The sequence below is a fragment of the Parabacteroides provencensis genome, from assembly GCF_900232875.1.
GTDB classification, from domain to species: Bacteria; Bacteroidota; Bacteroidia; order Bacteroidales; family Tannerellaceae; genus Parabacteroides; species Parabacteroides chinchillae.
On record NZ_LT960489.1, the window covers coordinates 101558 to 127688 of the forward strand.

Annotated in this window: 18 protein-coding genes and 1 pseudogene; 3 read left to right on the forward strand and 16 right to left on the reverse strand. The window is 41.6% G+C overall.

Features of this window, described 5'->3' with window-relative positions; genetic code table 11:
- Positions 1-21 precede the first annotated feature (21 nt).
- From CTY47_RS07320 to CTY47_RS07330, 3 genes and pseudogenes are all read right to left on the reverse strand, one after another.
- Positions 22-804, reverse strand: coding sequence for a porin family protein (locus CTY47_RS07320; RefSeq protein ID WP_099464837.1), 783 nt, complete (start codon positions 802-804; stop codon positions 22-24).
- Positions 805-815: 11 nt separating this feature from the next.
- Positions 816-1910 carry a PCMD domain-containing protein gene (locus CTY47_RS07325; protein WP_099464198.1) on the reverse strand — a complete coding sequence of 365 codons (1095 nt, stop codon included), beginning with the start codon at positions 1908-1910 and terminating at the stop codon, positions 816-818.
- 277 nt (positions 1911-2187) lie between these two features.
- Positions 2188-3075 (reverse strand): annotated as a pseudogene (locus CTY47_RS07330) (DUF4301 family protein); the annotation flags it as partial.
- Positions 3076-3448: 373 nt separating this feature from the next.
- On the opposite strand from CTY47_RS07330, the gene CTY47_RS07335 reads away from it, so the two are divergent.
- Entirely contained in the window at positions 3449-4576 is a 1128-nt protein-coding gene (locus tag CTY47_RS07335) for an Lcl domain-containing protein (RefSeq protein WP_099464199.1), read from the forward strand.
- A 322-nt stretch (positions 4577-4898) separates the two neighbouring features.
- Here CTY47_RS07335 and CTY47_RS07340 read toward each other — a convergent pair whose 3' ends face one another.
- Positions 4899-6326 (reverse strand): CCA tRNA nucleotidyltransferase, encoded by a 1428-nt coding sequence (locus CTY47_RS07340; protein ID WP_099464200.1) that lies wholly within the window; start codon positions 6324-6326, stop codon positions 4899-4901.
- A gap of 93 nt (positions 6327-6419) precedes the next feature.
- On the opposite strand from CTY47_RS07340, the gene CTY47_RS07345 reads away from it, so the two are divergent.
- Positions 6420-7247 (forward strand): hypothetical protein, encoded by an 828-nt coding sequence (locus tag CTY47_RS07345; RefSeq protein WP_099464201.1) that lies wholly within the window; start codon positions 6420-6422, stop codon positions 7245-7247.
- 173 nt (positions 7248-7420) lie between these two features.
- Here the strand turns inward: CTY47_RS07345 and CTY47_RS07350 are convergent, their stop codons facing one another.
- The 3 genes from CTY47_RS07350 to CTY47_RS07360 all read right to left on the reverse strand — a co-directional run bounded on the left by CTY47_RS07350 (position 7421) and on the right by CTY47_RS07360 (position 14517).
- Entirely contained in the window at positions 7421-10024 is a 2604-nt protein-coding gene (locus CTY47_RS07350; RefSeq protein ID WP_099464838.1) for a DUF6383 domain-containing protein, read from the reverse strand.
- Positions 10025-10231: 207 nt separating this feature from the next.
- Positions 10232-13045 carry a DUF6383 domain-containing protein gene (locus CTY47_RS17570; RefSeq protein ID WP_099464202.1) on the reverse strand — a complete coding sequence of 938 codons (2814 nt, stop codon included), beginning with the start codon at positions 13043-13045 and terminating at the stop codon, positions 10232-10234.
- A 626-nt stretch (positions 13046-13671) separates the two neighbouring features.
- Positions 13672-14517, reverse strand: coding sequence for a mechanosensitive ion channel family protein (locus CTY47_RS07360; RefSeq protein ID WP_099464203.1), 846 nt, complete (start codon positions 14515-14517; stop codon positions 13672-13674).
- 154 nt (positions 14518-14671) lie between these two features.
- On the opposite strand from CTY47_RS07360, the gene CTY47_RS07365 reads away from it, so the two are divergent.
- On the forward strand, positions 14672-15493 hold the full coding sequence (locus CTY47_RS07365) for a tetratricopeptide repeat protein (RefSeq protein WP_099464204.1): 822 nt from the start codon (positions 14672-14674) through the stop codon (positions 15491-15493).
- A gap of 63 nt (positions 15494-15556) precedes the next feature.
- Here the strand turns inward: CTY47_RS07365 and leuB are convergent, their stop codons facing one another.
- From leuB to CTY47_RS07410, 9 genes are all read right to left on the reverse strand, one after another.
- Positions 15557-16624 (reverse strand): 3-isopropylmalate dehydrogenase, encoded by a 1068-nt coding sequence (gene leuB, locus CTY47_RS07370; protein WP_099464205.1) that lies wholly within the window; start codon positions 16622-16624, stop codon positions 15557-15559.
- 15 nt (positions 16625-16639) lie between these two features.
- Entirely contained in the window at positions 16640-17083 is a 444-nt protein-coding gene (locus tag CTY47_RS07375; protein ID WP_099464206.1) for a methylglyoxal synthase, read from the reverse strand.
- A gap of 26 nt (positions 17084-17109) precedes the next feature.
- Entirely contained in the window at positions 17110-18621 is a 1512-nt protein-coding gene (locus tag CTY47_RS07380; RefSeq protein WP_199163408.1) for an alpha-isopropylmalate synthase regulatory domain-containing protein, read from the reverse strand.
- Between the two features lie 4 nt (positions 18622-18625).
- Positions 18626-19096: a GxxExxY protein gene (locus CTY47_RS07385; RefSeq protein WP_099464207.1), complete on the reverse strand. Its 471-nt coding sequence runs from the start codon at positions 19094-19096 to the stop codon at positions 18626-18628.
- A 15-nt stretch (positions 19097-19111) separates the two neighbouring features.
- Positions 19112-19699, reverse strand: coding sequence for a 3-isopropylmalate dehydratase small subunit (gene leuD / locus CTY47_RS07390; RefSeq protein WP_099464208.1), 588 nt, complete (start codon positions 19697-19699; stop codon positions 19112-19114).
- Between the two features lie 66 nt (positions 19700-19765).
- Positions 19766-21169, reverse strand: coding sequence for a 3-isopropylmalate dehydratase large subunit (gene leuC / locus CTY47_RS07395; RefSeq protein WP_099464209.1), 1404 nt, complete (start codon positions 21167-21169; stop codon positions 19766-19768).
- A 15-nt stretch (positions 21170-21184) separates the two neighbouring features.
- Positions 21185-22687 carry a 2-isopropylmalate synthase gene (locus tag CTY47_RS07400; protein ID WP_099464210.1) on the reverse strand — a complete coding sequence of 501 codons (1503 nt, stop codon included), beginning with the start codon at positions 22685-22687 and terminating at the stop codon, positions 21185-21187.
- 319 nt (positions 22688-23006) lie between these two features.
- Positions 23007-24476 carry a DUF4434 domain-containing protein gene (locus CTY47_RS07405; RefSeq protein ID WP_099464211.1) on the reverse strand — a complete coding sequence of 490 codons (1470 nt, stop codon included), beginning with the start codon at positions 24474-24476 and terminating at the stop codon, positions 23007-23009.
- Between the two features lie 64 nt (positions 24477-24540).
- Entirely contained in the window at positions 24541-26085 is a 1545-nt protein-coding gene (locus CTY47_RS07410) for an ADP-ribosylglycohydrolase family protein (protein WP_099464840.1), read from the reverse strand.
- Positions 26086-26131: the final 46 nt, after the last annotated feature.

Genomic DNA, 26131 nt, shown 5'->3' on the forward strand with positions numbered 1-26131 from the left:
ATGTACAAAGTTATGAAAATATCAGAAAGCGTAACCAAATCCTACATTCAAATAAATAGGATACATAGCAAAAGTTACCGTATCGAAATCTTTCTGGAATATATCACTCAATCCCCAGGTCAGATCGGCACAAACATCAAGATGCTTAAATGCTCTCCATTTCGTACCAACTTGTACCCCACATTGGAAGGTTCTCAGATTATCTGAAAAATCATACGAAGCACGGTTGTCATCTTTAAACTCAACTTTTGTTCCGGTCGGATTAATTTCACGTAAATAACCATCATAAACATACCCGGAGAAGTCGCCGTTTGTCAGGAAAGAAACATACGGACCTGCAGAAAAACTCATTCTGTTATTCAGTTTGTAAGAAGCAAGTACCGGGATACTGAAATAGGTATTACGTACTTTAGTTTGCACACCTCCCGTCCAGTTTCCTTTCAGTTTTTCACCTCCGGTCCCTATGATTTCCATACTATAATTCTTCACTGTAGCCTTTGTTTCCATACCTTTGTTTTCAACGCGGAGCCCCAAAATCATTCCCCACTTTTTCTCTACGCCGAACCATTTTATAACATTGCCTTCAACCGACAGGCAAAGAGTAGGTTTATAGCCGTCTATAGAACGTATTTCACGAGGTAACGGAACCGGAGCAGTACCGCCAATGTTAAAACCGGCTTTCACCTCATATTCTAATCCCCGGAGAGAAGACCATATAATGCCTTCGTTTCTCTCGACCTGCGCGTTTACCGTTGCAGCAAACAGTAGCATCAATACACAAATTGCAGATATATGTTTTTTCATCATACTTCCTTTTATTCGTTTTCAGAATGAATCACCTCTACCTCATCAATATATAGGGTACTGCCTACAGCCCCTTCAAAGTAATCTCCCCGTATGCTGGAAGAAAATACAACAGCCAGCTGGTAGCCTCCGTTTTTCAGCTTTTCTTTATCCACAACCTTGCCCGGGCGTGCCACAAAAGGAATATAGAAATGAGTCCACTCATCGGTTGCCTGCTGATTTGAAATCCGGGCAACAGAAATCAGATTGGGACTGGTAAGTGCATTCGTGCCGTCCAGATAGCGGACATTTTCATCCGTTTCATAAAAAATGGCATAAATATCACACTGGTCTTCCTTTCCCGGAACCGGTTTTCCTTTAGAAGTAAATTCTTCCCCCGGTTTATACTTATAATACCCGCTTAAATAGGTAGGAACATGTTCAAAAGGTCTGCCAAAACGAGTTGCTTTTAATGCATTTGTTAATGCAGACGACGCATCAAATGTTCCTATAAATAAATTACCGGCTGCAATATACATTCCGACTAAACTGCCCAGACTACCTGTACTACATGTCACAAGTTTTGCACATTTGCCAACATATCCGTCCGCAAACTGGCTGGTAGGATAATCCGTCGGGCTTTTTGGCACACCGGTTAAAGCATAACCGGCATTCGCACTTCCCCAATTTACAGCATCACCACTTGATGAAAGATCATAGAATATCTGGAAACGCTCATTTTTAGGTTCCAAAGTAATCGTCTCAAAATGATAATCGGTACTAATTCCCGAAACTATACAACGTACAACATATGTCTTATTCCAGTTTCTATCTTCCGAAGTTACAACATACGTACGCGGAGTCGTAAAATCAAAAGTCGTTCCGCTGGCCGGACTAATTGTTGCACCAGGGGTCAAAGTAAACTCAGGGGATAATTTGGTTATATCTGCATCACTTCTAACAATGAGAGTTATACTTTCATTCTCTATTTCCGGTTCTGCCTTCAGAACATTGCCCGGCACCGAACAAGTAAGTATATCGGCTTCGGCATTCGGAGCCTCACTTTGTATACACGACAATAGAGGCAAACACAAAAGAAAGCATGCAATTACACTTCGTATTTTCATCGTCTATATCCTTTTTACAACTGTTTTACACTCATTTTTTTGAAAAAACATTGACAAAGGTAAGCCTATATTTTGAAAAGAATCAGACTTAATCAGGTTTAATAACTTTTTTTACAATGGGATATAGTTTTATTACCATCTCCCGGCTACTATGAAAAACAGTATAAATCACTTTGTCATTATGCAAGAAGAAAGCAGATCGTTAACCGGAAAACAAACCATCCCGATGATTTTGTAAAATCATCGGGATGGTTTTCAAAAAAGATCGGGATAATTCTTATTGATGTTCTCTGCGTAATAAATCGTTCACAGTCTTCACCGGATTAAATGTTTCGATAGGCACCTCTACAAAAACTGTATTCCAATCGCTCATAGCACCATTCCATAAACCGGGCAATTCCAAAGCTTTCAGATCACGCCCGTCTTTACTTTTATAAGATATAAAACCGGTATTCTTATCCACATAATCAGGCAAATTATATTTTTCGCCTTTATAATTCTTCACGGCACAAACCAAATCAACAGGGTTAAAATGCGTCCCTTTCTCAAACATTGCTTTCTTAGCAGGATCAGTCATATCAATCTGGGAGCTTTCCAGGACTTGCAAAGAAACTGTTCCGTCAGGATTAACGGCAAGGAACGGACCTCCGCCTGGTTCGCCTACATTTTTCACCATTCCGCAGACACGCAACGGACGTAGCAATTTACTACGGATATATAATACAAGTTCTGCATCCTCAAGCAATTTTATATCATGATTCTTAATACATAAATCGTTTTGCAAGAAATAAATCATCTCTTCGATCTGACTATGGTTATATTTACCGCTTTCAATCAGATTCAGATAATTAAATATCTTTTCCTGCAGAGAAACCAATACGCCTGCAATAACTTTTTTCCAAATAACAGTAGAGCATTTAAAACTATCCGGAACTACATTATCTATGTTTTTAATAAATACAACATCGGCCTCCACATCATTCAGATTCTCAATCAATGCACCATGTCCGCCCGGACGGAACAATAATTTACCATTCTTATCACGGAACGGATTGTTTTCCATATCGGCCGCAACCGTGTCGGTACTCGGTTTTTGGATAGAGAAAGATATGTCATATTTAACGGAGAATTTCTCTTCATATTCTCCCTTTTTAGAGGCAACCAACCTGTCTCTTATACTCTTCTGACGCTGCCGACGATCTTATGCGTTTTCTTCTTTTTTTTTTTCTTTTTTTTTTTTTTTTTTTTTTTTTTTTTTCTTCTTTTTTTTTTTTTTTTTCTTTTTTTTTTTTTTNGGAACAAAAAACAACTACGACAGAACAGGAAACAACACAAACCCTATTGGCATAGAAAACTCCACCTCCGTAAATGCAAACACCGTAACCTGGTATGTAGGAGAAAACGTACAATCCGGCTACTCGGCCACTAACGCTACCGAAAGAAACAGGCTGAAAGCACCCAATGCTGCGAGGGTAACGCTGACAGGAAGCAAAACCCTGGCGACAGACGATGCCTACACATGCCACTTCGACGTCTTTATGGGCAAAAGCGGCAGTGTGGAAGACTTCTCGTTACGCCGACACACCAACTACACGCTGACGGTAAACATCAACAATTCACTTGAATTTATTAGAAGCTATGTAACAAATAGTAGTGGCAACCTATATTATAAGAATGATGATCCCCGGATATGGCACAGCGTGGCTTCTGTGTGGGTACCGATTAATCAAGCGTTGGCCAATACATATAAAGCTTGGATAGGAAGTAATTTAACTAATTATCCACCTTTTAATTACGATGGTGGTACAGTTACGGGTACTCTTGGCTCCGATTATATGGGCGTTTCTTCTACCGCTACTTTAAATACGCCTTATTCAATAGAGGTTGAGAAGACAGAACGTGGTACTACTACATCTAATTACGCTGCCGCTATTGATTATTGTAAAGGTAAGGGTAGCGGTTGGCGTATTCCTACAATAATAGAGTCAAAAGGAATATATGATAATAGGCCATCCCTCCAAAGCGCCGGTTGCGCTGCGTTCATCGGCAATTGGTACTGGAGTAGTTCGGTCTGCAGTGGTAGTACCGGCATTCGTTGCGTACTGGTCTTTAGTAATGATAGTTACAGATACGCCAGCACGGACAACAATAGTTATTATGTCCGCTGTGTGCGGGGTACATTAGTACCGCCAAATGGAGTCACCATCACCCAGTCCGTAGCCGATGCTTACAAGGCTGCTAAGCCTAACCTTACAACTTATCCTCCATTCAATTATGATGGTGGTGCGGTTTCCGGTACAACGGGTTCTGATTATAAGGGTGTATCTTCTACTGCTACTATAAGTACTCCTTATTCCATCGAGGTGTCTAAAACTCAGCCTTCGGGTACTTATCGTTACGATAATGGCAATGTCAAGGTTCAGTGTACAGCTTTGGGTAGCGGTTGGCGTCTTCCTACTCAGATCGAGTTGTTCGCCATGTATCAGAATAAGTCTAAACTAGAGTCCGTATCCGGCTTCGCTGCATTCATCAGCTCTTACTACTGGAGTAGTTCGGTCTACAATGGCAACGCCGACGGACGTTGCGGACTGTACTTCAGTAATGGCAATTTCGGTTGGAGCGGCACGAGCAACAACCACTGTGTTCGCTGCGTGCGGGATATCTGATTAGCAGATAGAAAATGGCTTTAGCCTGGTTTCAATTGCCGTCGGTTGAAACCGACGGAGGCGGTAGATTCCCCTCTTTCAAGGGCTTTAGCCCAACCTGAAAGAAATTTGGCTAAAGCCAACAAAAAATGTACATCCCTTAATCCGTCCACTAAAGTAGACGGCAACCGAACTTAGGCTAAAGCCAACAAAGAGAACATACTTTAGGCCGTCCGCTGAAGCGGACGGTAACTAAAACCAGGCTAAAGCCATTACATAGCAAGGGAACATCCGGAGTATTTCGCTGTATCCGGTAATGTTTTTTTGACACGCTCCGTTGCTGTTAGTGCGGCATAAGCCCCATCTTTTCAGCCCTTTCCAACATGAATAAACGGGCGGCTTCGTACTCGTTAGGGATAATACCATCCAGGATAGCATTCTTTATAGCCTCCTTAATCACTCCTACCGGCTGCGAAGGCGGAAGTCCAAAGGTATTCATGATCTCTTCGCCCGATACCGGCGGCTGGAAATTACGAACACGGTCTTTCTCTTCTATTTCTGCAAGTTTCTCCCTTACCAACCGGAAGTTTGCCAGGAAGCGGCGTACTTTCTCAGGATTTTTGCTCGTTATATCGGCTTCACACAGCTTCATTAAATCATCAATATCGTCGCCGGCATCAAAAAGCAAACGGCGGATAGCAGAATCGGTCACCTCGTCGTCCGCCAAGGCAATAGGACGCATATGCAGGCTAACCATTTTCTGGACATACTTCATCTTCTCATTCATCGGAAGCTTCATTTTCCTGAAAATACCCGGAATCATACGTTCGCCTATAAAATTATGGTTGTGGAACGTCCAGCCCAAACGATTGTCGAACCGCTTTGTTGCCGGCTTAGCTATGTCATGGAAGATGGCACTCCATCGCAACCATAAATTATCCGTGGTCTTACTTAATCTGTCCAGCACCATTAAGGTATGTGCAAAATTGTCTTTATGTCCGATGCCTTCTTTTGTCTCCACTCCCTTTAAGGCACATAGTTCAGGAAAGATAAGAGGCAAAAGCCCGCACTTGTCAAGCAGGTCGAAGCCGATGGAAGGCTTTGGGGAGAGCACTATCTTATTCAGTTCATCCACTATACGTTCTTTCGAGATTATCGAAATCCTGTCTTTATTACGTATAATAGCATCAAATGTATCGGGATAAATAAAGAAGCCCAGTTGAGTAGCAAAACGTACGGCACGCATCATCCGCAACGGATCGTCGCTAAAGGTGATGTCCGGGTCGAGTGGCGTACGGATAGTTAAGTCGTCCATATCATCCAGTCCTCCGAAAGGATCAACCAGCTCTCCATACCGGTCTTTATTCAGACAAAGGGCTAAAGCATTAATCGTAAAGTCGCGTCTATTCTGGTCGTCTTCCAGTGTCCCGTCTTCCACTACCGGTTTACGGCTGTCATGGCTATATGATTCTTTCCGTGCACCAACAAATTCCAATTCCAAATCGCCGCATTTAACCTGGGCTGTCCCGAAATTCTTAAACACGGACAAGTGCGCCCCGCGTCCTAACTTTTTTGCAACACTCTTTGCCAGTTCTATTCCGCTGCCAACAGCAACGACATCTATATCTTTAGACGTGCGGTTCAGATAAATATCTCTCACATAACCACCTATTACATACGCTTCGACACCTAATTCATCGGCCGCTTCCGAAATAATGCGGAACGGTTTTGCCGAAATATGTTTCAATATATCTTCTTGCTCTATATACATATATGTCAATAAAATGGTACAAAGATAATTAAATAATCAGACATATTTTCTGTAAGTTTGCAACTTGAAATAAAATCAAAAGGAGAATTACAAATGAAAAAGACAGCCATTTGCATAGCACTAGCTGCTCTCACTTTAGCAGGATGTAACGATACGGAAAAAAAAGCACAAGCCCATTTGGATAAAGCACGTGCCATGTACGAACGTAACGAATTGTTCTCTGCCAAGAACGAAATAGACAGCATACGCGCCAACTATCCCAAAGAATATAAAATACTAAAAGAAAGTCTCGCATTAATGCGCCGGGTCGAATATAAAGAGGCCGAACGCACGCTTGCTTTCTGCGACAGCATGATGCCTGTCAAACAACACGAAGCCGACAGCCTGGCCAAAAAATTCACTTTCGAGAAAGACAGTGTCTACGAAGAAATAGGCAACTATATATGGAAACAGCAAACGATAGAACGTAACTTGAAACGTTGTTATATCCGTTGCGGTGTAAACGAAAAAGGCGAAATGTATCTGGCAAGCGTCTATTTCGGCAGCCGCCCGATAGAACATACCGGGATTAAGCTCAGTACTAAAGACGGTATGTTTGCAGAAACAGCTTCAATACCATACGATGGCGGAGTAAACTACCGTTTCCAGGATCTGGGCAATACAACGGAAGTAGTTACTTATAAAGGCGATAATGGCATCGATGCTGTAAAATTCATCTTTACAAATGAAAAAGAACGGATCAAAGTAGATTATACGGGAGGAAAGCCATACGTCATCTATATAGCTGATGGAGACAAGAAAGCCATCGTGGAGACTTATAATCTGGCTACCGTATTAAGTGACATTGAGAACATGCGTAAAGAAACGGAAAAAGCAAACAAACGCATGAGCTACCTAAAGAACAAGCTGGATAAATCGTAAACCTTTGCAGATAAATGCAGACCGTATTGATATAAAGTTAGCATCTGAAACAAATTTGGTAAGCATCCGAATAAAAAAAGGTAGGCATCTGAATAACTGTTCATAAAAAGAGCCGTATGGCAAGCTCCCGAAGGGCTTCCATACGGCTCTACTATTTTATAGAGACAGGTAACTTATCTCACGATTACTTTCTGAGCGTTTCCGCCTTCAACAGATACAACTACGATACCCTTTCCTGCAGGCAGGGTGAAATTGTCGGAAGTAGCTGTTACAGTAGCGATAACCTGACCTAAAATATTAGTCAAAGTAACCTTCTTGCCTGTTGCATTGTAAATTGTAACATTATCCGTACCGCCGGTAATCACGATTTCAGAAACCGCAACATCTTCATTTCCGGTAGGAGCAGATGTATTATCCACAGTAAACGGAGCACCTACGTTAGACATTACAACTACATTATTAACTACGCCCACATACGGAGTATGGAAATCATTACCACCGCTAAGCGTACGATTCAGTTCCCTCTGATTTTCTAACAGATAACCACCATCAGAAGCGGTCTTGAAAGCAAACAAAGCAGGACTGTCGGCCATAGTCTTAATTGTATCACTTGTTATAAAGCCTGCACGGTAATAAGTTACATTGTTATTAACAAATGTCTTATTGGAATCGCGCAATGAAACCAGATAGTAGCGGGTAGCTGCGTCTGCAGTTGCAGTTTCCGGAGCATGCAAAGCAGAAGAAACATAATACAGGCTCTTACCAGGTATTACCGTGTCTGCTTTTTCAACCCACAAACTAAAGTTATCGGCACTATAATCAGCCTTTAAGATTTCCTGGCCTTCGTTCTTAACTTCGGCATAGAAATTCAGCGGATTCATTGTCAGATATTTTCCATTTGTACCAATTTGCTTATGGTTGTTTCCAAATGAAGCATATTCGGGAGCATCTACGGCAGTAAAGTCAAAGTATGCAACCTTATCAGACAAAATCAGATTTGCATTGTTGATATCCAAAGATACGAAATCAGCGCCTGTAGTCAATTTATACTTGCCACCTTCCAAAGCGGTTACAAATGTAAATGTAAGGGCTTTACCTGCTGTAGAAGTCAGTACCAAACCTGTATTGTTAGGTTCTACATTGTTGGCTACAGAATCGTTAGTAAACTGCTGAGCCAATTTATAAGTAGCCGTATACAACTTATCACCTAAGCTGGTTGCACCCGTATTTTCACCTACATTAGGTATAGAATCCTGTACAATAGCAACTTTAAATGCAATTGGAGTTTCTGAGCTGCCTGCTTTAGCACGCAACATAGAATCTGCTGCAAATACCGGCAAATTACCAACACCCAAACCGGCAACAGCACTTAACTGATATCCGTTATCTGCAATTTCGGAAACTGTAAAATGACGAACACCTAAGAATTTATCATCAAAGTTTATATCTTTCTGATATACGAATGTGATAGAGTCGGTTCTGCCTGAAATAGTATATGTATTAGCCATACCTTGTACCGGGAAGATTTCTTTGTTCATTCCGAAATCGGTACCATCATAACGGCTACCAACACTATATTTACCATTGTTCTCCAATACATACCACTGTCCTTTAGCCTGGAATGCAGACAAAGAATCGGCAGACATCATAGGAACAGAAGCAGAAGTAGATACCCAATACTCACCTGCAGTATTCAGACCGGCACTCTTCAGATAGTAAACACCTGTTCCTGTAGGAATAGTAGAAGGCGTACCTCTTTTAACAGTAATCATAGGTGCTGTTCCTTGTGCAGGAGCAGGCGTAGTTGCCACCAAGTTAGCGACAGTCAACACTTTTGTAGAACCAACACTTGCATACACAACACGTGCAGAATCGCCTAATATTCCAATAGGACTTGCATTTACAGTAGGAGCATCTTTTACAAACATAGCCAAAGAATCATTCTTCAGGTTAATTGTAAATTTAAACTTCTGGAAGTCTGCATTACCTACTGTATGTAAACTGTTTTGAGCATAAGTTGAATCCAATGCAAAGTTTGCACCGAACACACCGGTAGCTCCAGCTATAACAGTCTTTGTTGTATCCACTCCAAAGTATTTAGGAGTACCATCCGGGAAAGACTGGTCATTTTGCAATTGCAATGTCATATAGCCTTCATCACCTGCAGCAGACAAGTTTTTCGCTAAGATTTCCTGACCTGCAAAAATGTTACCACCATAAGTACCGTCGAACATCAACTGAAAGACAGAAAAGCCATTACCTAATTCTTCGGCGTTAAGCTTCAAAGAAGCAGGAGGAAGCGCAACAGTAAAGCTTGATGTAGATGTAGAAGACAGTTCTAAATCACTACCATTTACATATAGCGCCATTAGCTGATTATTTCCGTAAGAAGCTTTAATAGCACCTCCATCTGTAAATAACCACTTATCGATACCAGCAGCCAAATTAGGCACTGCATCTGCAGAAGCAGCAAAAGACAACACGGCTTGGGTTGCCTTATTGGTAAACTGATAAGCAGTACCGCCAATTGTTGTGCCCGCATTCGTTATTTGCCATAATGCCGAGTCAATCGAAGCTTTTGTTGCAGTTGCAAGATCAATAGTCTTAACAATCACAGAGTCAGCCTTGTCTCCACTCAATGCCAAATAGTTACTACCATCTTGTAAATAATAGTAGTTTCCGGCCGTCCATTCGGCAGGAGGCACAGCAGCATTAGCCGTGAATACGCCTGCAACCATAAGTGCAGCCGCAGCCAAAAGTGTACATTTTTTGTTCATATACATATAGATTTTATTTATACAATCAACCTCTAAACAAGAAGCTTTACAAAAATGTTCTCGATGTGAGCTGCATTAACAGCAATTTAGCGACTTATAACAAATAGGAGGATTGATGCAAGGTTTGCTATATGCACAAGCAGAAAAGCCCCACCGGAAAACCGGTGGGGCGAATCTATGAATAGGATAAACCTATTTAGTTTTCAATTATTTTACAACAGCCTTAACAGCAGCTTCGCCTTCTACAGCTACGATTACAACACCCTGAGGAGCAGCAATCACTTCACTGTCTGAAGTTGCAACTATTGTAGTCTTCTGACCTAATACGTTAGATACAGTTACAGCCTTACCAGCAGCACCGTAAACAGTTACGTTACCTTCGCCAGCTACTACACTGATAGTGTTAGCTTCTGTTGATTCGTTGCCGGTTGGAGTATCAACTGCCTTAGTTGTGAATGGAAGAGCATTTTCTGCAGCAACAAGAACTAATTTACCATTATCCTGTTTCATGCATTGACCGTTTGCTGCTTCAATCAACATTTCACCGTCTGTAGGAGTTGCACGGAAGGCAAATACAGCTTTATTATCAGACATCTTTACTGTATCAGGATCAGCAGCCAGATCCTTACGGTTGTAAACCAACAATGTATCTTTTGCCAAACCATATTGTTTTGCAAGGATGAATTCCAACTTACCATCTTTATTTACATTCAGATAGTTAGCCATTACATCACCAGATGTTTCTGACTTCAGTTCCAAACCGGCTGTTGTCATAAGGTAGAACAACGGTTTCTTTGGATCTGTTACTTTTGCTGTATCTACGAACAATGAATAAGCTGCATCCAATTCTGATTCTGATTTCAATACCGGTTCAAACTTATCGTTCATACCGATCATCAATGATGTATTTTCTGTAGAAGTAAACTGCATATGAGCAGATGAATTCTTTGTCACATTTACATAATCAGGAGCTGCTGGAGTTACAATCTTGAAATAACCGGCAACTGTTGAACCATATTTTACAGGAACCATTACACCTGCACTTGCAAATGATACTACAGAATCTTTTGATGTTGTTAAATCATCATATTTAACAGGAGCAGTAGTATTAACATTAGCCATAATCAATTCATATTCTCCGGCATTCTTTGTGGCACGGAAGAATACTGCAACTGAATCCTGGTCTACCGTCTGGTTTGTCTTCATCATACGGAAAGTCTTAGGATCGTTTGCGCTGGAAGCATGCCAGTTATAACCTAATACTCTCTGGTCGCCAAACTGTTCTTTCAACAAATAAGCAGAACGTTGCAGATCGTCAGCTCCAAACTTATTGTCTGTTGCACCATTGGCAGAAACCAATTTGAACTTCATGGCATCGGCTTCTTCCATATCTTTAGCATTTACTGCACTGTCACCGGAAGCAACATATACATAAGCGCTAGAACCCAGAGGAGTCACAACCTGCAACTTAACAGAAAGGTTTGCTAATTCATCAGCTGTAAAATGTTTGTAACCAAGATACTTGTCAGCCTTAACTTCATCTTTAATAGCTGTCAATTTAACTGTATCACCATTTTGCATGATATAGTTACCGTCTAATGCATAAACAAATGCATTGTTATTAGTTGTATTCTTATTGTCTCTATTAATGAACTGATAACGACCGGCACCATCTTTCTTAACAGACCACTGTGTAGCAGGAATCAAATCTGAAATTTCATCTGAATACTGAATAGTTGATCCTGTCAATAATGCTGTCCAATATTTATTATTGTTGTCTTTAACAGCACCTTTCACAACTTGTACATAATATGACTTTGTTACATCGATGTCAGCCTTTGTTCCAGAACCTAAAGTAACATAAGGAAGAGCATCTATATTAGCAGCAGGAGAAGTTGTTAACACTTTTGTACCTGCACTACCCAGATAACCCCAAGCTACATTTGATTCTATCGTAGCTGTTTTATCTGCTGTAGTAGTAGCAGTATTAGTTAAATCTGCCGTATTAGCTTTGATAATCAAAGAGTCACCAGCAATACGACCTGTATTCACTTTAATTGCAAACAAATAAGTTGCTAAAGGACGACCAGCAGCAGCAACTGTATCAGTAGGTGTACCTGCTACAGTTCCATAAACAGCAGAACCAAACGCCGAGTGTCCTAAGGTGTCTAATACAAATTTAAAACCTGCACCAGCATCCCATGTAGCTGCACCTTGTGTCTTATGTTGAACTGTATCTGCAACGATAAATAATGTATCTGTTACAAGTTTTGTTCCATAGTAGTTCTCGTTTGTCCACTTAGGACCTTCTACAACCTGAAGCATAATTGAATCGCTTGCAGCAGCATTTCCGGCAGATTTACCTTCTGCACTACTACCTGTAAAATCAACAGCTTTAATTTTGTATTTTGTGAATACATTATCAGACAAGTCATTACCAAATGCCAGCTTGAAATAACCATTGTTCTGATTATTCAATTCTTCTGCTGTTAATTGGATATCAGCAACTTCTGTAGCTGTCCAGTTCGTAGCAGATGCATTCTTCTGAATCTTTACAACACTACCAACAAGATCCATTGAATAGATATCGCTACCAATCTTAGCTTGAATAGAACCGTTAGCAGTAGTTTTCCAACCCCACTCTGTAATAGGATCTTTGTCTGTTACAATAGCATTACCTGCTTTAGCCGGCAAATTCAATTTAGCAGTAGTAGCTTTATTTTCAAAAGTAAAAACAGAGTCACCTGTTGTCTTTTGAACTTCAATAGTCAGCTTCCACATAGCAGAGTCCAAAGATAAAGGCTCTGTAAAGTTACCAGCAGCAACAGTCATGACTTTAATACTGTCTTTTCCGTCACGCTTGTCTGCAGCAAGATAACTTGAACCATTTTTAATGTGATAGTACTTATCAGCAGGAGCCAATTTAGCCGCAATTTCACTTCCTGGAGCGTACTGTGCGCTTGCTGATAATCCACCGGCCATCAGAGCAATGGCCAAAAGAGTAGAAAATCTCTTGTTCATAATTCAAATAATTTATATTAATACTAAGTAAATAAGTTCTTTAATCTAAAAATATCCCTCACCTCAAAACATACCAAGGGATGTAATTCATCTAATCTTGCCAACAAAAGTAAGCATTGTTTTTATATCTGCAATCCATTTCTTGTGTTTTTTTCTCTTTTAGTATACTTTCTTATCAACAAAACAACATAGTGTGTACGAAATTGTCGATTCCTTATACAAAACACTCAACAGTGGTATATTTAAGCGGATATTCCAATATATAATATAATGTACGCGCATGTACATATCTTTATATCCAAATCATCGGGATCATTTTTCAATATCATCCCGATGATTTCAAAAAATGATCCCGATGATTTCTTTCTGAGAAAATGAAAAGCCCGCAATCAAGAGACCACGGGCTTAAAATCGTTCCTTTTATAACCAAATAATACTAAAGTAATAAAATAAAAGCCCTGAAATATCTTTTATCAGACAGAATGATTTACTTCTGCCGATTATATATCTTTTAAATTTTGATACACAAAGATAAATCTTTTCGATCATCTATAGGAAAAAATCTATTCGATCTAACCAAGTCTATTGGTTTATGAACAAAAAGATTCATTTCGAGTACATATCCCTCAATCTTTCGCCTGATGTACAGTAAGCTGAGGGAATGGGAATCCGATACCTTCGGCATTAAACGTTGCATAAATAGCCTGATTTATATCAAAATAAACTCCCCAATAATCAGCACTCTTCACCCACACGCGTACAACAATATTTACACTGCTATCTGCCAATGCCGTTAATGCAATAAATGGAGCTGCCGGATCAGACAATATACGCGAATCTTTAGCCAAGACAGATTCTATTACGGACTTTACCTTCTCAAAATCACTTCCATATTCAACTCCAAAAGTCCAATCTACACGGCGGCTTGTCTGATGACTAAAATTTGTCACTACCCCACTGCTTAACGAACCGTTTGGAATATAAATTATCTTATTATCAGCAGTAGACAGAACCGTATGGAAAATTTGTATCTCTTTCACCGTTCCCCCGACATTCTGAGCTTCAATATAGTCTCCTACTTTATAAGGTTTAAAAAGAAGAATAATTAAACCGCCGGCAAAGTTTGACAAATTGCCGCTCAGAGCCATACCGACTGCAACACCGGCAGAAGCAAGCAAAGCTGCAAACGATGTTGTTTGTACTCCCAATGCTCCTACAACCGAGATAATTAACAATATCGTAAGAACAACATTTACTAAACTACCGACAAATGTCTTAACAGAAAGGTCGATATCACGTTTATTCAATATCCGGCGAACCAACTTATTAATCAGGTTAATAACTAACCGGCCAACTATAAAAACCAAAAAAGCTTTTATCAGTGTCCAACCCAAAGTAGATCCTTGTTCAACAAGAGACCTCAAAGCAATTTCCAGCTTCGTAGCAGTTTCTGTAGCATCTAATAATAACATATCCTTTAAATTTAATTCTTATATTATATTTAACTCTTAGCGAATAAAATTATTACAAATTGTAGCAAAGGTATAAAGTTTTTTTATTCCAGCTAAAAGATTAATTTATTATGTAGATTTGCGGCAAATCAAATAACAGATTAAACATAATAGAATGAGAATCCTTAGCATATTTGCAGCTCTATTCTTACTTGTAGGCAATGTCTACGCCCAAACATACGAAGAATACATAAAAAAAAGCTATGACTTCCTGGATAAGAACGATTTAGTATCTGCTGAAGAAAGCCTGAAAGCGGCAATGCGTTTAGAACCAGGAAATCCTACCAACTATGCACTGCTTTCAAATCTGGGAACAATTCAACGCAGGCAAGGTAAATTAGAAGAGGCTCTCACTTCATATTCCGCCGCATTGAGCCGCCAGTCTAAAAATATAGGAATTCTGGAAAATCGAGCTTCCTTATATTCCGAATTGGGAGAAACAGAGAAAGCGTTGAACGATTACACAACCCTTCTGCTTATCGATCCAACCCACCAGGAAGCTCTTTATTGCCGGGGATTACTTTACATACAATTAAAAAACTTCATTTGGGCAGAACAGGATTTCGACAAAATCCTGGAAGTAAACGAAAAGTCTGTACGCGGCCGCCTTGGGCATGCGATCCTTGAAAAAATGCGCGGCAATTATGATGAGAGCGAACGCATATTCAACTACCTGATTAATGAAATGCCCCGCGACTGGATTTTATACGAAGGCCGTGCCGATCTTTACTTTATGATGGGGAAGAATGCACGCGCCATGGCTGATATAAACCGGGTGTTTGTTGAAAGTACTCCCAGTGCTGCACTTTATGTTTTGCGAGGTAAGATAAAACTATCCCAATATGAAAAAGAGCCGGCTGCTCTCGACTTCCAAAAAGCATTAGATATGGGTTACGATAAGGCTGTGATTGAAGAGTTAATGAAAATGACAAAATAAAATAATGGCGGTGCGTTCACTAATTCCGACTTTTGACACACCGCCATTTCCAAATCCCTATTTTCAATTACTGATTCGTTCGGCAATCCAGTCTCCTACTTCACTGGTAGAATATGATTTGCCATTCTGTGAAATATCTTCCGTCACCACGCCGGCATCCATAGAGGCAGCGACAGCCTCACGGATCACTTTTCCTTCTTCCATCAGATTGAAGGCATATTCAAACATCAGGGCGGCACTCAGGATAGTAGCCAACGGATTAGCTATATTTTTTCCGGCTGCCTGCGGATATGAACCGTGAATAGGTTCAAATACAGATGTATGTACACCTATGGAAGCAGAAGGAAGCATACCCAACGAACCTGTAATAACAGAAGCCTCATCGGTCAGAATGTCGCCAAACATGTTTTCAGTAACCAAGACATCAAAACTCTTTGGCCATTGGATCAGACGCATAGCTGCATTATCCACAAACATATATTCCGTCTCCACATCCGGAAATTCTTTTTCTATCTCTTGTGATACCTGTCGCCATAAACGGGAAGTAGCCAAAACATTAGCTTTATCTACAACAGTTACTTTTTTACGGCGTTTCTGTGCATACTGATATGCCAGACGTACAATGCGTTCAATCTCTTCGCGAGTATAAATACATGTATCATAAGCCGTATTGCCATCTTCGCTACGTCCTTGCGGGCGCCCGAAGTACATACCTCCGGTCAACTCACGGATACACATAAAGTCTGCACCTTCCACCAGATCGGCACGAAGGGGCGATTTATGGATCAAGGAAGGGAATGTTGTCACCGGACGAATGTTTGCAAACAAGCCCAGCTTTTTACGCATAGCCAGCAAGCCCTGCTCCGGACGAACCTTTGCAGACGGATTATTGTCATACTTAGGAGAACCGATAGCTCCGAAATAAACCGCATCACTCTGCATACACAGTTCGTGTGTTTCATCGGGGTACGGATTGCCTACCGCATCAATAGCACAAGCACCAACCAATGCCTCCTTATAACTCAAATCATGTCCGAACTTCCGGCATACGGCTTTTACAGCTTTCATGCCTTGTTCTACTATTTCGGGACCAATCCCGTCTCCTGCCAATACAGCAATATTCAATTTCATTACGTTAGTATTTTGTTATTCTCTTTTGAAATATTCATACTTGGGCTCTGTAGGAACGTAAGAATCATCATCCCACAAAGAGCTTGTAATCATCAGGTCTGCACTGTAACGGTTACAAGCAATAGGTACATTATGAACACGGCATTGGCGAAGCAACATCTGAATGTCTGCTTCATGTGGCTGTGGATTCAGGTCGTCAATCAGGAACACGGCCAAATCTATTTCTTTGCGAACTACCATGGCTGCGATCTCCGCATCACCCCCCAAAGGACCGGAATGCATCCGTGTCATATCGATTATAGCCCCGGTTTCTTCAAGTGCCTTTTTAACAAGACCGCCCGTAGTTCCGGTACAAACCAAATGATGATGTGACAGGTATGTAGCATTGTGAACTGCCCATTCAACCATATCCGCCTTACGATTATCGTGCGCTACAAGCGCAATAGTTAACCTTTTCATACTACCTATAATTTTAATTAGACAATTTAGCCTTCTATTTTATTCAGCATCTTCAGAGTTGCTTTGATGGCTGCTTCCGTTTGGTCGGCATCCAATCCGCGTGTCTTAAAATCTACCCCGGCATAATTCCAACTAATGACAGTCTGCACAAAAGCATCGGTACGTCCACCGGGAGGAATCGTTACAGAATAGTTTGTCAACATTGGAAACGGCCGTCCAAGATTTGCATAGATACGACGTAAAGCGCGTACAAAAGCGTCATACTGACCGTCACCGGAAGCCGATTCTTCATATGCCTCACCATCGATCTCTATCTTCAACGTTGCAACCGGTTTCAGCCCCTGAGCCAAAGATAAAGAATAATTCAATATCCGTATCTTCTGATCTGCCATCGCATCATGATGCAACACATCACTAATGATATACGGAAGGTCTTCAGGAGTAACCATCTCTTTCTTATCTCCCAGTTCGATGATGCGTTCGGTAATCTTCTGCATGGCTTCTTCATCCATATCGATCCCCAGGGTTTCAAGATTCTTACGAATATTTGCCCTGCCGGATGTCTTACCCAACGCATATTCGCGAACACGCCCAAAACGTTCGGGAAGCAGCTCGTTACAATACAGATTATTCTTGCTATCTCCATCTGCATGTACGCCGGCGCATTGTGTAAAAACATTCTCGCCTATAATTGGTTTATTGAGCGGGATATGTACACCCGAATAAGTCTCGACCAAACGGCTCACATGGTTAATACGTTCTTCGCGGACACTGCTCACTTCATCCAACTGGTCTTTAAGCATTGCCACCACACTACTGAGCGGCGCATTTCCGGCACGTTCGCCCAAACCGTTCACTGTTGTATGGATGCCGCGAATGCCGGCACGAATTGCAGAATAGACATTCGCCACTGCCAGATCGTAATCGTTATGCGCATGGAAGTCGAACTTCAACTGAGGGTAACGATCCACCATCATTTTACAATATTCGAAAGTATTACCCGGATTCAACACGCCCAGCGTATCAGGCAGCATAAAACGGCAAATAGGCAAATCCATCAATCCGTCTATCAATTGGAATACATAATCGGGGGAGTTCTTTATCCCATTCGACCAGTCTTCCAGATAAATATTTACATCGATATTCCTTTCGGCAGCATTCGATACAACCGAACGGATATCGGCAATGTGCTGTTCGGGGGTCTTACGAAGTTGCTTGGTAACGTGCTTGTAAGAACCTTTGCAAAGCAGATTCATCACATGGCAACCGGCAGAACCGATCCAGTCGAGCGAAACCGTCCCGTCAACAAAGCCCAGCACTTCAAGTTGTCCCAGCCTTCCGGCACGTTCCGCCCACTGGGCTATTTCTTTGACCGCCTCAAACTCTCCATCCGAAACACGGGCGGAAGCAATCTCTACCCGGTTCACGCCAAGTTCGACAAGCAGCATTTTTGCAATGCTCAGCTTTTCGCGTGCCGAAAAAGAAACGCCCGACGTCTGTTCCCCATCCCGGAGAGTTGTATCCATTATCTCGACCATATTCTCATTTCTCCTTCGTTGTTACTTTTTGGCACACAGATGAGACAGATGAGACAGATGACCGCAGATTATTTTTTTTATCATTCGTAAAGATCTTCCTCTTTACTTGCGGATGTTCTCCAAAGTTCAACAATAAGCCTATTTCAATCTGTGTTGCCTTTAAATAGTTTATCAATTGCAATTCATGTTCAGAGCAGATACTGCTTGTAGCTTTTAATTCTAGAATAATATGATTATTGACAACTATATCTGCAAAATATTCTCCCACAACCAATCCTTGATAATACACTTCTATGCGTTTCTGCGCTTCGCAGGCATAGCCACGCTGTTTTAATTCCCAATAGAGCGCATTCTGGTACACACGCTCCAGAAAGCCATACCCCAAAGAATTATAAACGCTATAAAAAGCATTTATTATTCCTTCCGTCTCTTCTTTAAATAAATAATCCGCGTTAATCTGTCCCATCTGTGTCATCTGCGTGCCATTGTGTTATCTAGCCCTTTCGTAGGCTTCTATTTTAGACTGGTTGGCCAGGAGATAATCGATGTCGTCCAGGCCATTCACAAGACAGTCCTTTTTGTAAGCATTGATGTCGAAGTGCTCACTATGACCGGTAGCATTGTTGGTAATGGTCTGCCGAGGCAAGTCTACCGTCAGTGTCACTGCAGGATCTGCCCCTACAGAAGCAAAAACTTCGGCAAGGAACTCTGGTGATACAACAACCGGCAAAAGGCCGTTGTTCATAGAGTTATTTTTAAAAATATCGGCAAAGAAGCTGCTAACAACCACGCGAAAACCATATCCGCTTATCGCCCACGCGGCATGTTCTCGGCTCGATCCGCTACCAAAGTTCTTTCCGGCTACCAGTATCTGCCCCTTATAAGTATTCTGGTTTAGCACAAAGTCGGGATTAGGGTTGCCCGCTTCATCGTACCGCCAGTCACGGAAAAGATTGTCGCCGAATCCTTCGCGTGTGGTTGCTTTCAGAAAACGGGCGGGAATGATCTGGTCTGTATCCACATTTTCCAAAGGCAGAGGGACGCAGGTTGATGTCAGGATGCTTATTTTCTCTTTCATTATATTTATCTTTTATGTTTTACTATCTTATTTCACCTAAGATTAAATCATTTCCCATGTTTTGATTTAATCTTCTGCCAAATCTCTCGGATCTGTTATACAGCCGGTAACTGCTGCTGCCGCTGCAACCAGCGGCCCCGCCAAAATCGTACGTGCGCCGGGACCCTGACGGCCTTCGAAGTTACGATTGGAAGTAGAGACGGCATATTTTCCGGCCGGCACTTTATCTTCATTCATAGCCAGACAAGCCGAGCAGCCCGGTTGACGGAGTTCGAAACCTGCCTCGTTCAATATTTTGTCTATACCCTCGGCACGTATCTGACGCTCCACCATCCAGCTTCCGGGGACCAGCCAGGCAGTTACATTATTGGCCTTCCTTTTTCCTTTCACCAAAGATGCAAAAGCACGGAAATCTTCAATACGGCCATTCGTGCAGCTTCCCAGAAAGACATAATCTATTTTCTTTCCCAGTACAGGTTCTCCAGCTGTAAATCCCATATAGTCCAACGATTTTTTATATGAAATACGACCGGCTTCATCTATTTTTTCCATAGCCGGAATGTTTTCACGAATGCCCATGCCCATGCCCGGATTGGTTCCGTATGTAATCATAGGTTCTATATCTTCGGCATGGAAAACAATCTCTTTATCGAATCTGGCATCGGCATCACTATAAAGTTTACGCCATTCGGCAAGACTCTTTTCCCACGCTTCGCCACGCGGAGAAAATTCGCGGTCTTTCAGATAAGCAAACGTTACGTCATCCGGAGCAATCATACCGCCACGGGCACCCATCTCGATAGAAAGATTACAGATTGTGAGGCGTTCCTCCATTGTGGTATTGCGAATGGCCTCGCCGGCATATTCCACAAAGTAGCCGGTAGCACCTCCGGTTGTCATCTTGCTTATGACATAAAGGGCGAAATCCTTAGCCGTTACGCCCGGTTTACGTTTTCCGTCAATGGAGATACGCATTGTTTTAGGTTTGCGTTGCATAATACATTGGGTTGCCAATGTCATCTCCACCTCACTGGTTCCGATACCGAAAGCAATAGCCCCCAAAGCACCATGGGTAGAAGTATGCGAGTCGCCGCAAACCAATGTCATTCCCGGTTGGGTAAGTCCGTTTTCAGGACCTACGACATGGATAATACCGTTTTTAGGATGCTGCAAACCGTAATAGGTCAGGTTAAAATCCTTCGCATTCTGTTCCAGCGTATCAACTTGGTTCTTGGAGACTGGATCGTCTATTGGCTTATCCTGATTCAGAGTCGGAATATTATGATCCGGCATGCAGGTAATCTGTTCAGGCCGGAAAGGTTTCAGGCCACGGGCTTTTAATCCGGCAAATGCCTGCGGGCTGGTTACTTCATGACAGTACAATCTGTCGATATATAACTGGATGGTTCCATCGGGCAGCGTGTCTACGACATGCTTTTCCCAAATCTTTTCAAATAATGTCTTGCCCATATCTTGATTCTGTTATTATTCTACGATAAATTTATTAATTGCATCTACAAAAGCTTCCACCGAAGCAGCTATAATATCAGTATTTGCAGAAAAGCCGTAATAAATAGAGCCGTTGTATTCTACCTGCATATGAACTTTTCCGGTATCGTCGCTACCTTTACTTATTGCCTGAATAAGAAACTCCTGTATTGTCATATCGCTATTACTGATAGCTTTTTTCACCGCTTTGATACCTGCATCGACAGGGCCGTTCCCTGCAGCCGCTTCATAGCGCTTAACGCCCGACATATTCAAACAGATACTGGCAACAGACTGTACACCTACACCGCTTGTTACTTGCAGATAATCCAGTTTGATACGGTGGGTAGCCGTACGGTCTTTACCTACCAGCATCAGCACGTCATCATCATTTATATCTTTCTTGCGATCGGCCAGTTTCAGAAACTCTTCGTACGCTTTATCCAGCTTTTCCTGGTCAAGTTCCACTCCTAAAACATGCAGACGATTCTTCAAAGCAGCACGGCCGCTACGGGCGGTCAGTACGATAGCGTTATCGTCAATACCAACATCCTTCGGATCTATGATTTCATACGTCTGTACATTTTTCAGCACACCGTCCTGATGGATTCCCGACGAATGTGCAAAAGCGTTACGGCCTACTATAGCCTTATTAGGCTGAACCGGCATATTCATCAGGCTCGAAACCATGCGGCTTATTCCATATATTTTAGATGTATTGATATTGGTAACGATTTCGCGCTCTTTGTGACTTTTAAAAATCATGGCGATCTCTTCCAGTGAAGTATTTCCCGCACGTTCGCCAATGCCGTTGATTGTGACTTCCACTTGGCGGGCGCCATTCAATACGCCCTGTACGGTGTTAGCTGTTGCCATGCCTAAATCGTTATGGCAATGGGTAGAGATAATGGCATTTTGAATACCGTCTACATGTTCCATCAGGTATTTGATCTTCGCACCATATTCATCCGGCATGCAGTATCCTGTTGTATCAGGTATATTGACAACAGTAGCTCCTGCTTTGATAACCGCTTCTACTACACGAGCCAGATATTCATTGCTGGTACGTCCGGCATCTTCGCAATAAAATTCAATATCTTCGGCATATTTCTTTGCATACTTAGTAGCGGCAATGGCACGTTCGAGTATCTCATCTTGATTGGAGTTAAACTTATATCTGATATGATAATCGGAAGTTCCGATACCTGTGTGAATACGTCCGCGCTTGGCAAACTTCAAGGCTTCTGCAGCGACCTCTATATCTTTTTCAACAGCACGCGTCAATGCACAAATAGTAGGCCAAGTCACAGCCTTGGATATTTCAACCACACTTTTGAAATCACCCGGACTAGACACAGGGAAGCCTGCTTCTATCACATCCACTCCCAACATTTCGAGAGCTTTGGCAACCTGGATCTTTTCTACTGTATTTAACTGGCAACCCGGGACCTGCTCCCCATCCCGTAATGTTGTGTCGAAAATGAATAATCTGTCTGACATATTATTATCGTTTAATGTATTAATATCTTACGTTTGTCCGCTAAAACTAAAAAAGCCCTTCTCACAAGGAAGTGAGAAAGGCTCTTTCATTTATTTATCATGCCCGGCAAAGCATACAGTCTCACTTCCTATCCCGTTCCCAGAGTAGAATAATAGATAGAGAAATAATGAGACTATTTTGTATGTTCCGTGTCATTTCTATTTCTGTTTAATGATGCAAAGATACAGTCTTTTTTTTAACCACAAAATATAATTCGATATTTTTTGATTAATATTACTTATAAAACGTAAGATAAATCCTATTACAACAATCAAATCATCAATACCCAATCGTATCACGCCCGGTTACCAGATATTGCATATAGTCATTATACAATTTCACAGTAGGCTCACCTCCCGGTTGAGCAGTCTGCCAACTGGCATTCATCAATCCGGTATAAGCATAACAGCAAACTTTCTCGAAATTGTCAAGCATCAGCAAATCATGCACCACCTGATCTATCGGACGAGGATAAAGCGCATTTTTCTCACCAAAAAGGAAGACTTCCATATCCATCCAAAGATGGCTACCGGCTTCGTCACAATAATTCTGGAGGATTTCTGCGACTTCTTTTCCTGTATAGTCTCCTTCCGGCATACGGTGGAAACCAAACGGACAAAGAATATCCAAGTTGGCAAGCAGTTTCGGGTAATAACCGTTCGAGCTCTTAACATCGTGACAGTTGGTAGCCAGCATCACAGGTTTATCCGGAGCCAACGAACGGGCATAAGCTGTAAACTCTTTAAAGAAATGTACCAACTCATCCCGGCGTTCATCATTCTCACCCAAATAACCTCCTACCTCATTCGAAATATACCATCCGTAGAAGGACTTATGGTGTCCGTACATCTCCCATAATTCTTTTGCCACTTTCTTAGACCAATCCAAGGAACCTTGTGTGAAATCAAACCAGGCATAACCACCCACACCCAGAAATACTTTCATGTTCAGTTTGTCGGCTTCATCCAAAACAGACTCCAACGGCTTATCTGCAGCTAAATCTTTCCAGGCAGGATAGTTAGGAGATTCTTTACCGAAATTAGTATGATTCAACAAGGAATCACCTTCTTTCTTCGGATATACTTTAGACTCATAGTAAGGGAATCCGGTATAACCTGTTTTATCCATATCATGCTGACCTACATATTTCTGGTTACGGAAAAGTTCCTGTATTACCACAATATCCATCTCTATATCATGCATACCCTTCATCATTTCTGCCCATTGTGCATTTGTCAACTTGATAATATCCTTGTTCCAGAAATGTCCCTCGTTCTCGCACCAGTGATAAAACTCGAACCAACCACCATCTATCCGGCGTGTAGAACGTATTTTGGAGTCGATAATAGTCAGAGGTTCAATCATTGTCTTCACTTCATTTCCCGATTCAGCCACCAGAATAATGTTGCGGTTACCTATATACTTCTCAGTATCCAGCCAGAAACGGACACCCGTATTTCCTCCTGCAGGAACTTCCTTTTCTTCAGTATGCAAACAAGAGGCTTTATCTACATTATCCATATAGACAGAGATTTTGTACTTCCGGTCAGCTGGTGATTCATTCCAAACAGCACCCCGGATATCAAGTTTTACATTCTTGGTAATAGGAGATGGAGGTATTAATGTCAGACTGGCACGGGTGTCTTTCGATATACCTGCAGTTTGATTATTGGTACTGCCGGTACAGCCTGCCATCGCAAGCAGTACCAGCATAATAATACATTGTAACGTTTTCACTGTGTTTTTCATATTAAAATCTTTTTCCTATAAGACACATGTATCCCCGTACATACTTACAGGAACCCCTCATTTCTTATTGACAAGGCAGCTCATGAACTACTTTCTGATCCGTATAAAGAATTGCATCCGTCATCCAGATGTCAGCTCCTTTCACAGGATTTATCCATTTGCATTTAACAGTATAGTCGCCTTTCGGAAGATCGTAGTTGAAATAAATTTCACGTTTCCGGTGATCGAAGAACTTTGGCATCTTGCTTGTATCAACAAGTTTATCGTTCAAATAAATTTCAACTTCTGCCACATAATCTTCAGGAGCTGTACCTTGCAACCAACCTTTCAGCACTAAAGCCGTACCATTATAATGCAGAGAATCAAAAGCGGTAATTGACTTATTCAACGTTTCTTTACTCAACAAATACAAACCTTCAAAACTCACTTCCAAACGAACCGGCTCCGGCTTCTGGTAGGCAATTGTTACCATTTCACCATCTGTCTTACCTCCATTTTTTTCAATCTCGGCAAGTGCATGTTTCATACTCAATTCATATGCTTTGTTCAAAGAGATTGTTGTATGAGAGAAAGGAGTATCAACAACAGGGTCCAATGCCTCAGTCCAACAGGTCGGAATATTACTATATCCTAACATCGTACCCAAGATACCGGCAGCTGTAGAAGGGTTGCAATCCGAATCCTGACCGGCACGTGTCGATATATCCATTGTCTTAAAAAAATCGCCTTCACCATACAATAAACCTAATGCAACATAAGCCGAGTTCATCTTTGCTTCTATGTCAAAAGGAACCTGAATACCATCCGGACAAGAAATTTCTTCACCCCATTTCTTTTCAATCTCAAACCAAGTCTGTTTCCAGTCATTCGGATATTGTTTATGCCAGTCGATGACATCACTTATACATTTATAAAATTCGCTTTCCTGAGGTATTGTCTTCAAGGCTTCACCTACTATGAAATTAATGTCATTACTTACATACGCCAAAGAATACATAGCAGCCACAAAAACGCCACCATACCAGCCGTCGCCATAAGACATAATATGTCCGGTACGGTCACAAATATCTGCAGCTTTATTCGGCATACCGGGTGTCATTATTCCGGCGAAATCTGCCTCAATCTGAAAATCTATACAATCGGCATGTGGATTATTTTTCCAATGCCCACAGGCCGGAGGCATTAATCCGTTAAGCAAATTATACCTTGCTATCTGATTGGCATGATCCAGAGGATAACCAGCTCGAAGAAAGGCCATAGCAAACGAATCCGCAGGTGCATCCGAACCGTATTTATCAATCACATCAACGAATGTAAGATCTACGTAGACATCGTCGTAAAGACCAGGAGCCGTATCATACCATTTTTTTACTTCTCCTTTACTCCAAGGAATAGGAATATAGTCTTGAATCATGGTCCCCACATAACGAAATTCGGTAGGCCCGCCATAGGTACAACCAATAGTCTTACCGGCCCAACTTCCCTTTACCTTATCGAACAGTTGTTCTTTGGAAAGAGTTAAATTCAAATCCGGCTGTTTCTCGGTTTTATTACAACCAAGCAGAGACAGAGCAAAACATCCGGCAACAACAAACAATTGTGCTTTCATAAAATTAATAGATTTAAAATAGAGTGAGCTAAGTAACGTATTTTTT

Bases quoted from the DNA above. Each gene is read 5' to 3' on its own strand.
- leuD (WP_099464208.1), bottom strand. From the start codon at position 19,699: ATGAAAGAGAAAATAAGCATCCTGACATCAACCTGCGTCCCTCTGCCT.
- CTY47_RS07380 (WP_199163408.1), bottom strand. From the start codon at position 18,621: ATGGTCGAGATAATGGATACAACTCTCCGGGATGGGGAACAGACGTCG.
- CTY47_RS07340 (WP_099464200.1), bottom strand. From the start codon at position 6,326: ATGTATATAGAGCAAGAAGATATATTGAAACATATTTCGGCAAAACCG.
- CTY47_RS07350 (WP_099464838.1), bottom strand. From the start codon at position 10,024: ATGAACAAAAAATGTACACTTTTGGCTGCGGCTGCACTTATGGTTGCA.
- CTY47_RS07385 (WP_099464207.1), bottom strand. From the start codon at position 19,096: ATGACACAGATGGGACAGATTAACGCGGATTATTTATTTAAAGAAGAG.
- CTY47_RS07345 (WP_099464201.1), top strand. From the start codon at position 6,420: ATGAAAAAGACAGCCATTTGCATAGCACTAGCTGCTCTCACTTTAGCA.
- CTY47_RS07410 (WP_099464840.1), bottom strand. From the start codon at position 26,085: ATGAAAGCACAATTGTTTGTTGTTGCCGGATGTTTTGCTCTGTCTCTG.
- CTY47_RS17570 (WP_099464202.1), bottom strand. From the start codon at position 13,045: ATGAACAAGAGATTTTCTACTCTTTTGGCCATTGCTCTGATGGCCGGT.
- CTY47_RS07335 (WP_099464199.1), top strand. From the start codon at position 3,449: ATGGGCAAAAGCGGCAGTGTGGAAGACTTCTCGTTACGCCGACACACC.
- CTY47_RS07320 (WP_099464837.1), bottom strand. From the start codon at position 804: ATGAAAAAACATATATCTGCAATTTGTGTATTGATGCTACTGTTTGCT.
- leuB (WP_099464205.1), bottom strand. From the start codon at position 16,624: ATGAAATTGAATATTGCTGTATTGGCAGGAGACGGGATTGGTCCCGAA.
- CTY47_RS07360 (WP_099464203.1), bottom strand. From the start codon at position 14,517: ATGTTATTATTAGATGCTACAGAAACTGCTACGAAGCTGGAAATTGCT.
- CTY47_RS07375 (WP_099464206.1), bottom strand. From the start codon at position 17,083: ATGAAAAGGTTAACTATTGCGCTTGTAGCGCACGATAATCGTAAGGCG.
- CTY47_RS07365 (WP_099464204.1), top strand. From the start codon at position 14,672: ATGAGAATCCTTAGCATATTTGCAGCTCTATTCTTACTTGTAGGCAAT.
- CTY47_RS07325 (WP_099464198.1), bottom strand. From the start codon at position 1,910: ATGAAAATACGAAGTGTAATTGCATGCTTTCTTTTGTGTTTGCCTCTA.
- leuC (WP_099464209.1), bottom strand. From the start codon at position 21,169: ATGGGCAAGACATTATTTGAAAAGATTTGGGAAAAGCATGTCGTAGAC.
- CTY47_RS07400 (WP_099464210.1), bottom strand. From the start codon at position 22,687: ATGTCAGACAGATTATTCATTTTCGACACAACATTACGGGATGGGGAG.
- CTY47_RS07405 (WP_099464211.1), bottom strand. From the start codon at position 24,476: ATGAAAAACACAGTGAAAACGTTACAATGTATTATTATGCTGGTACTG.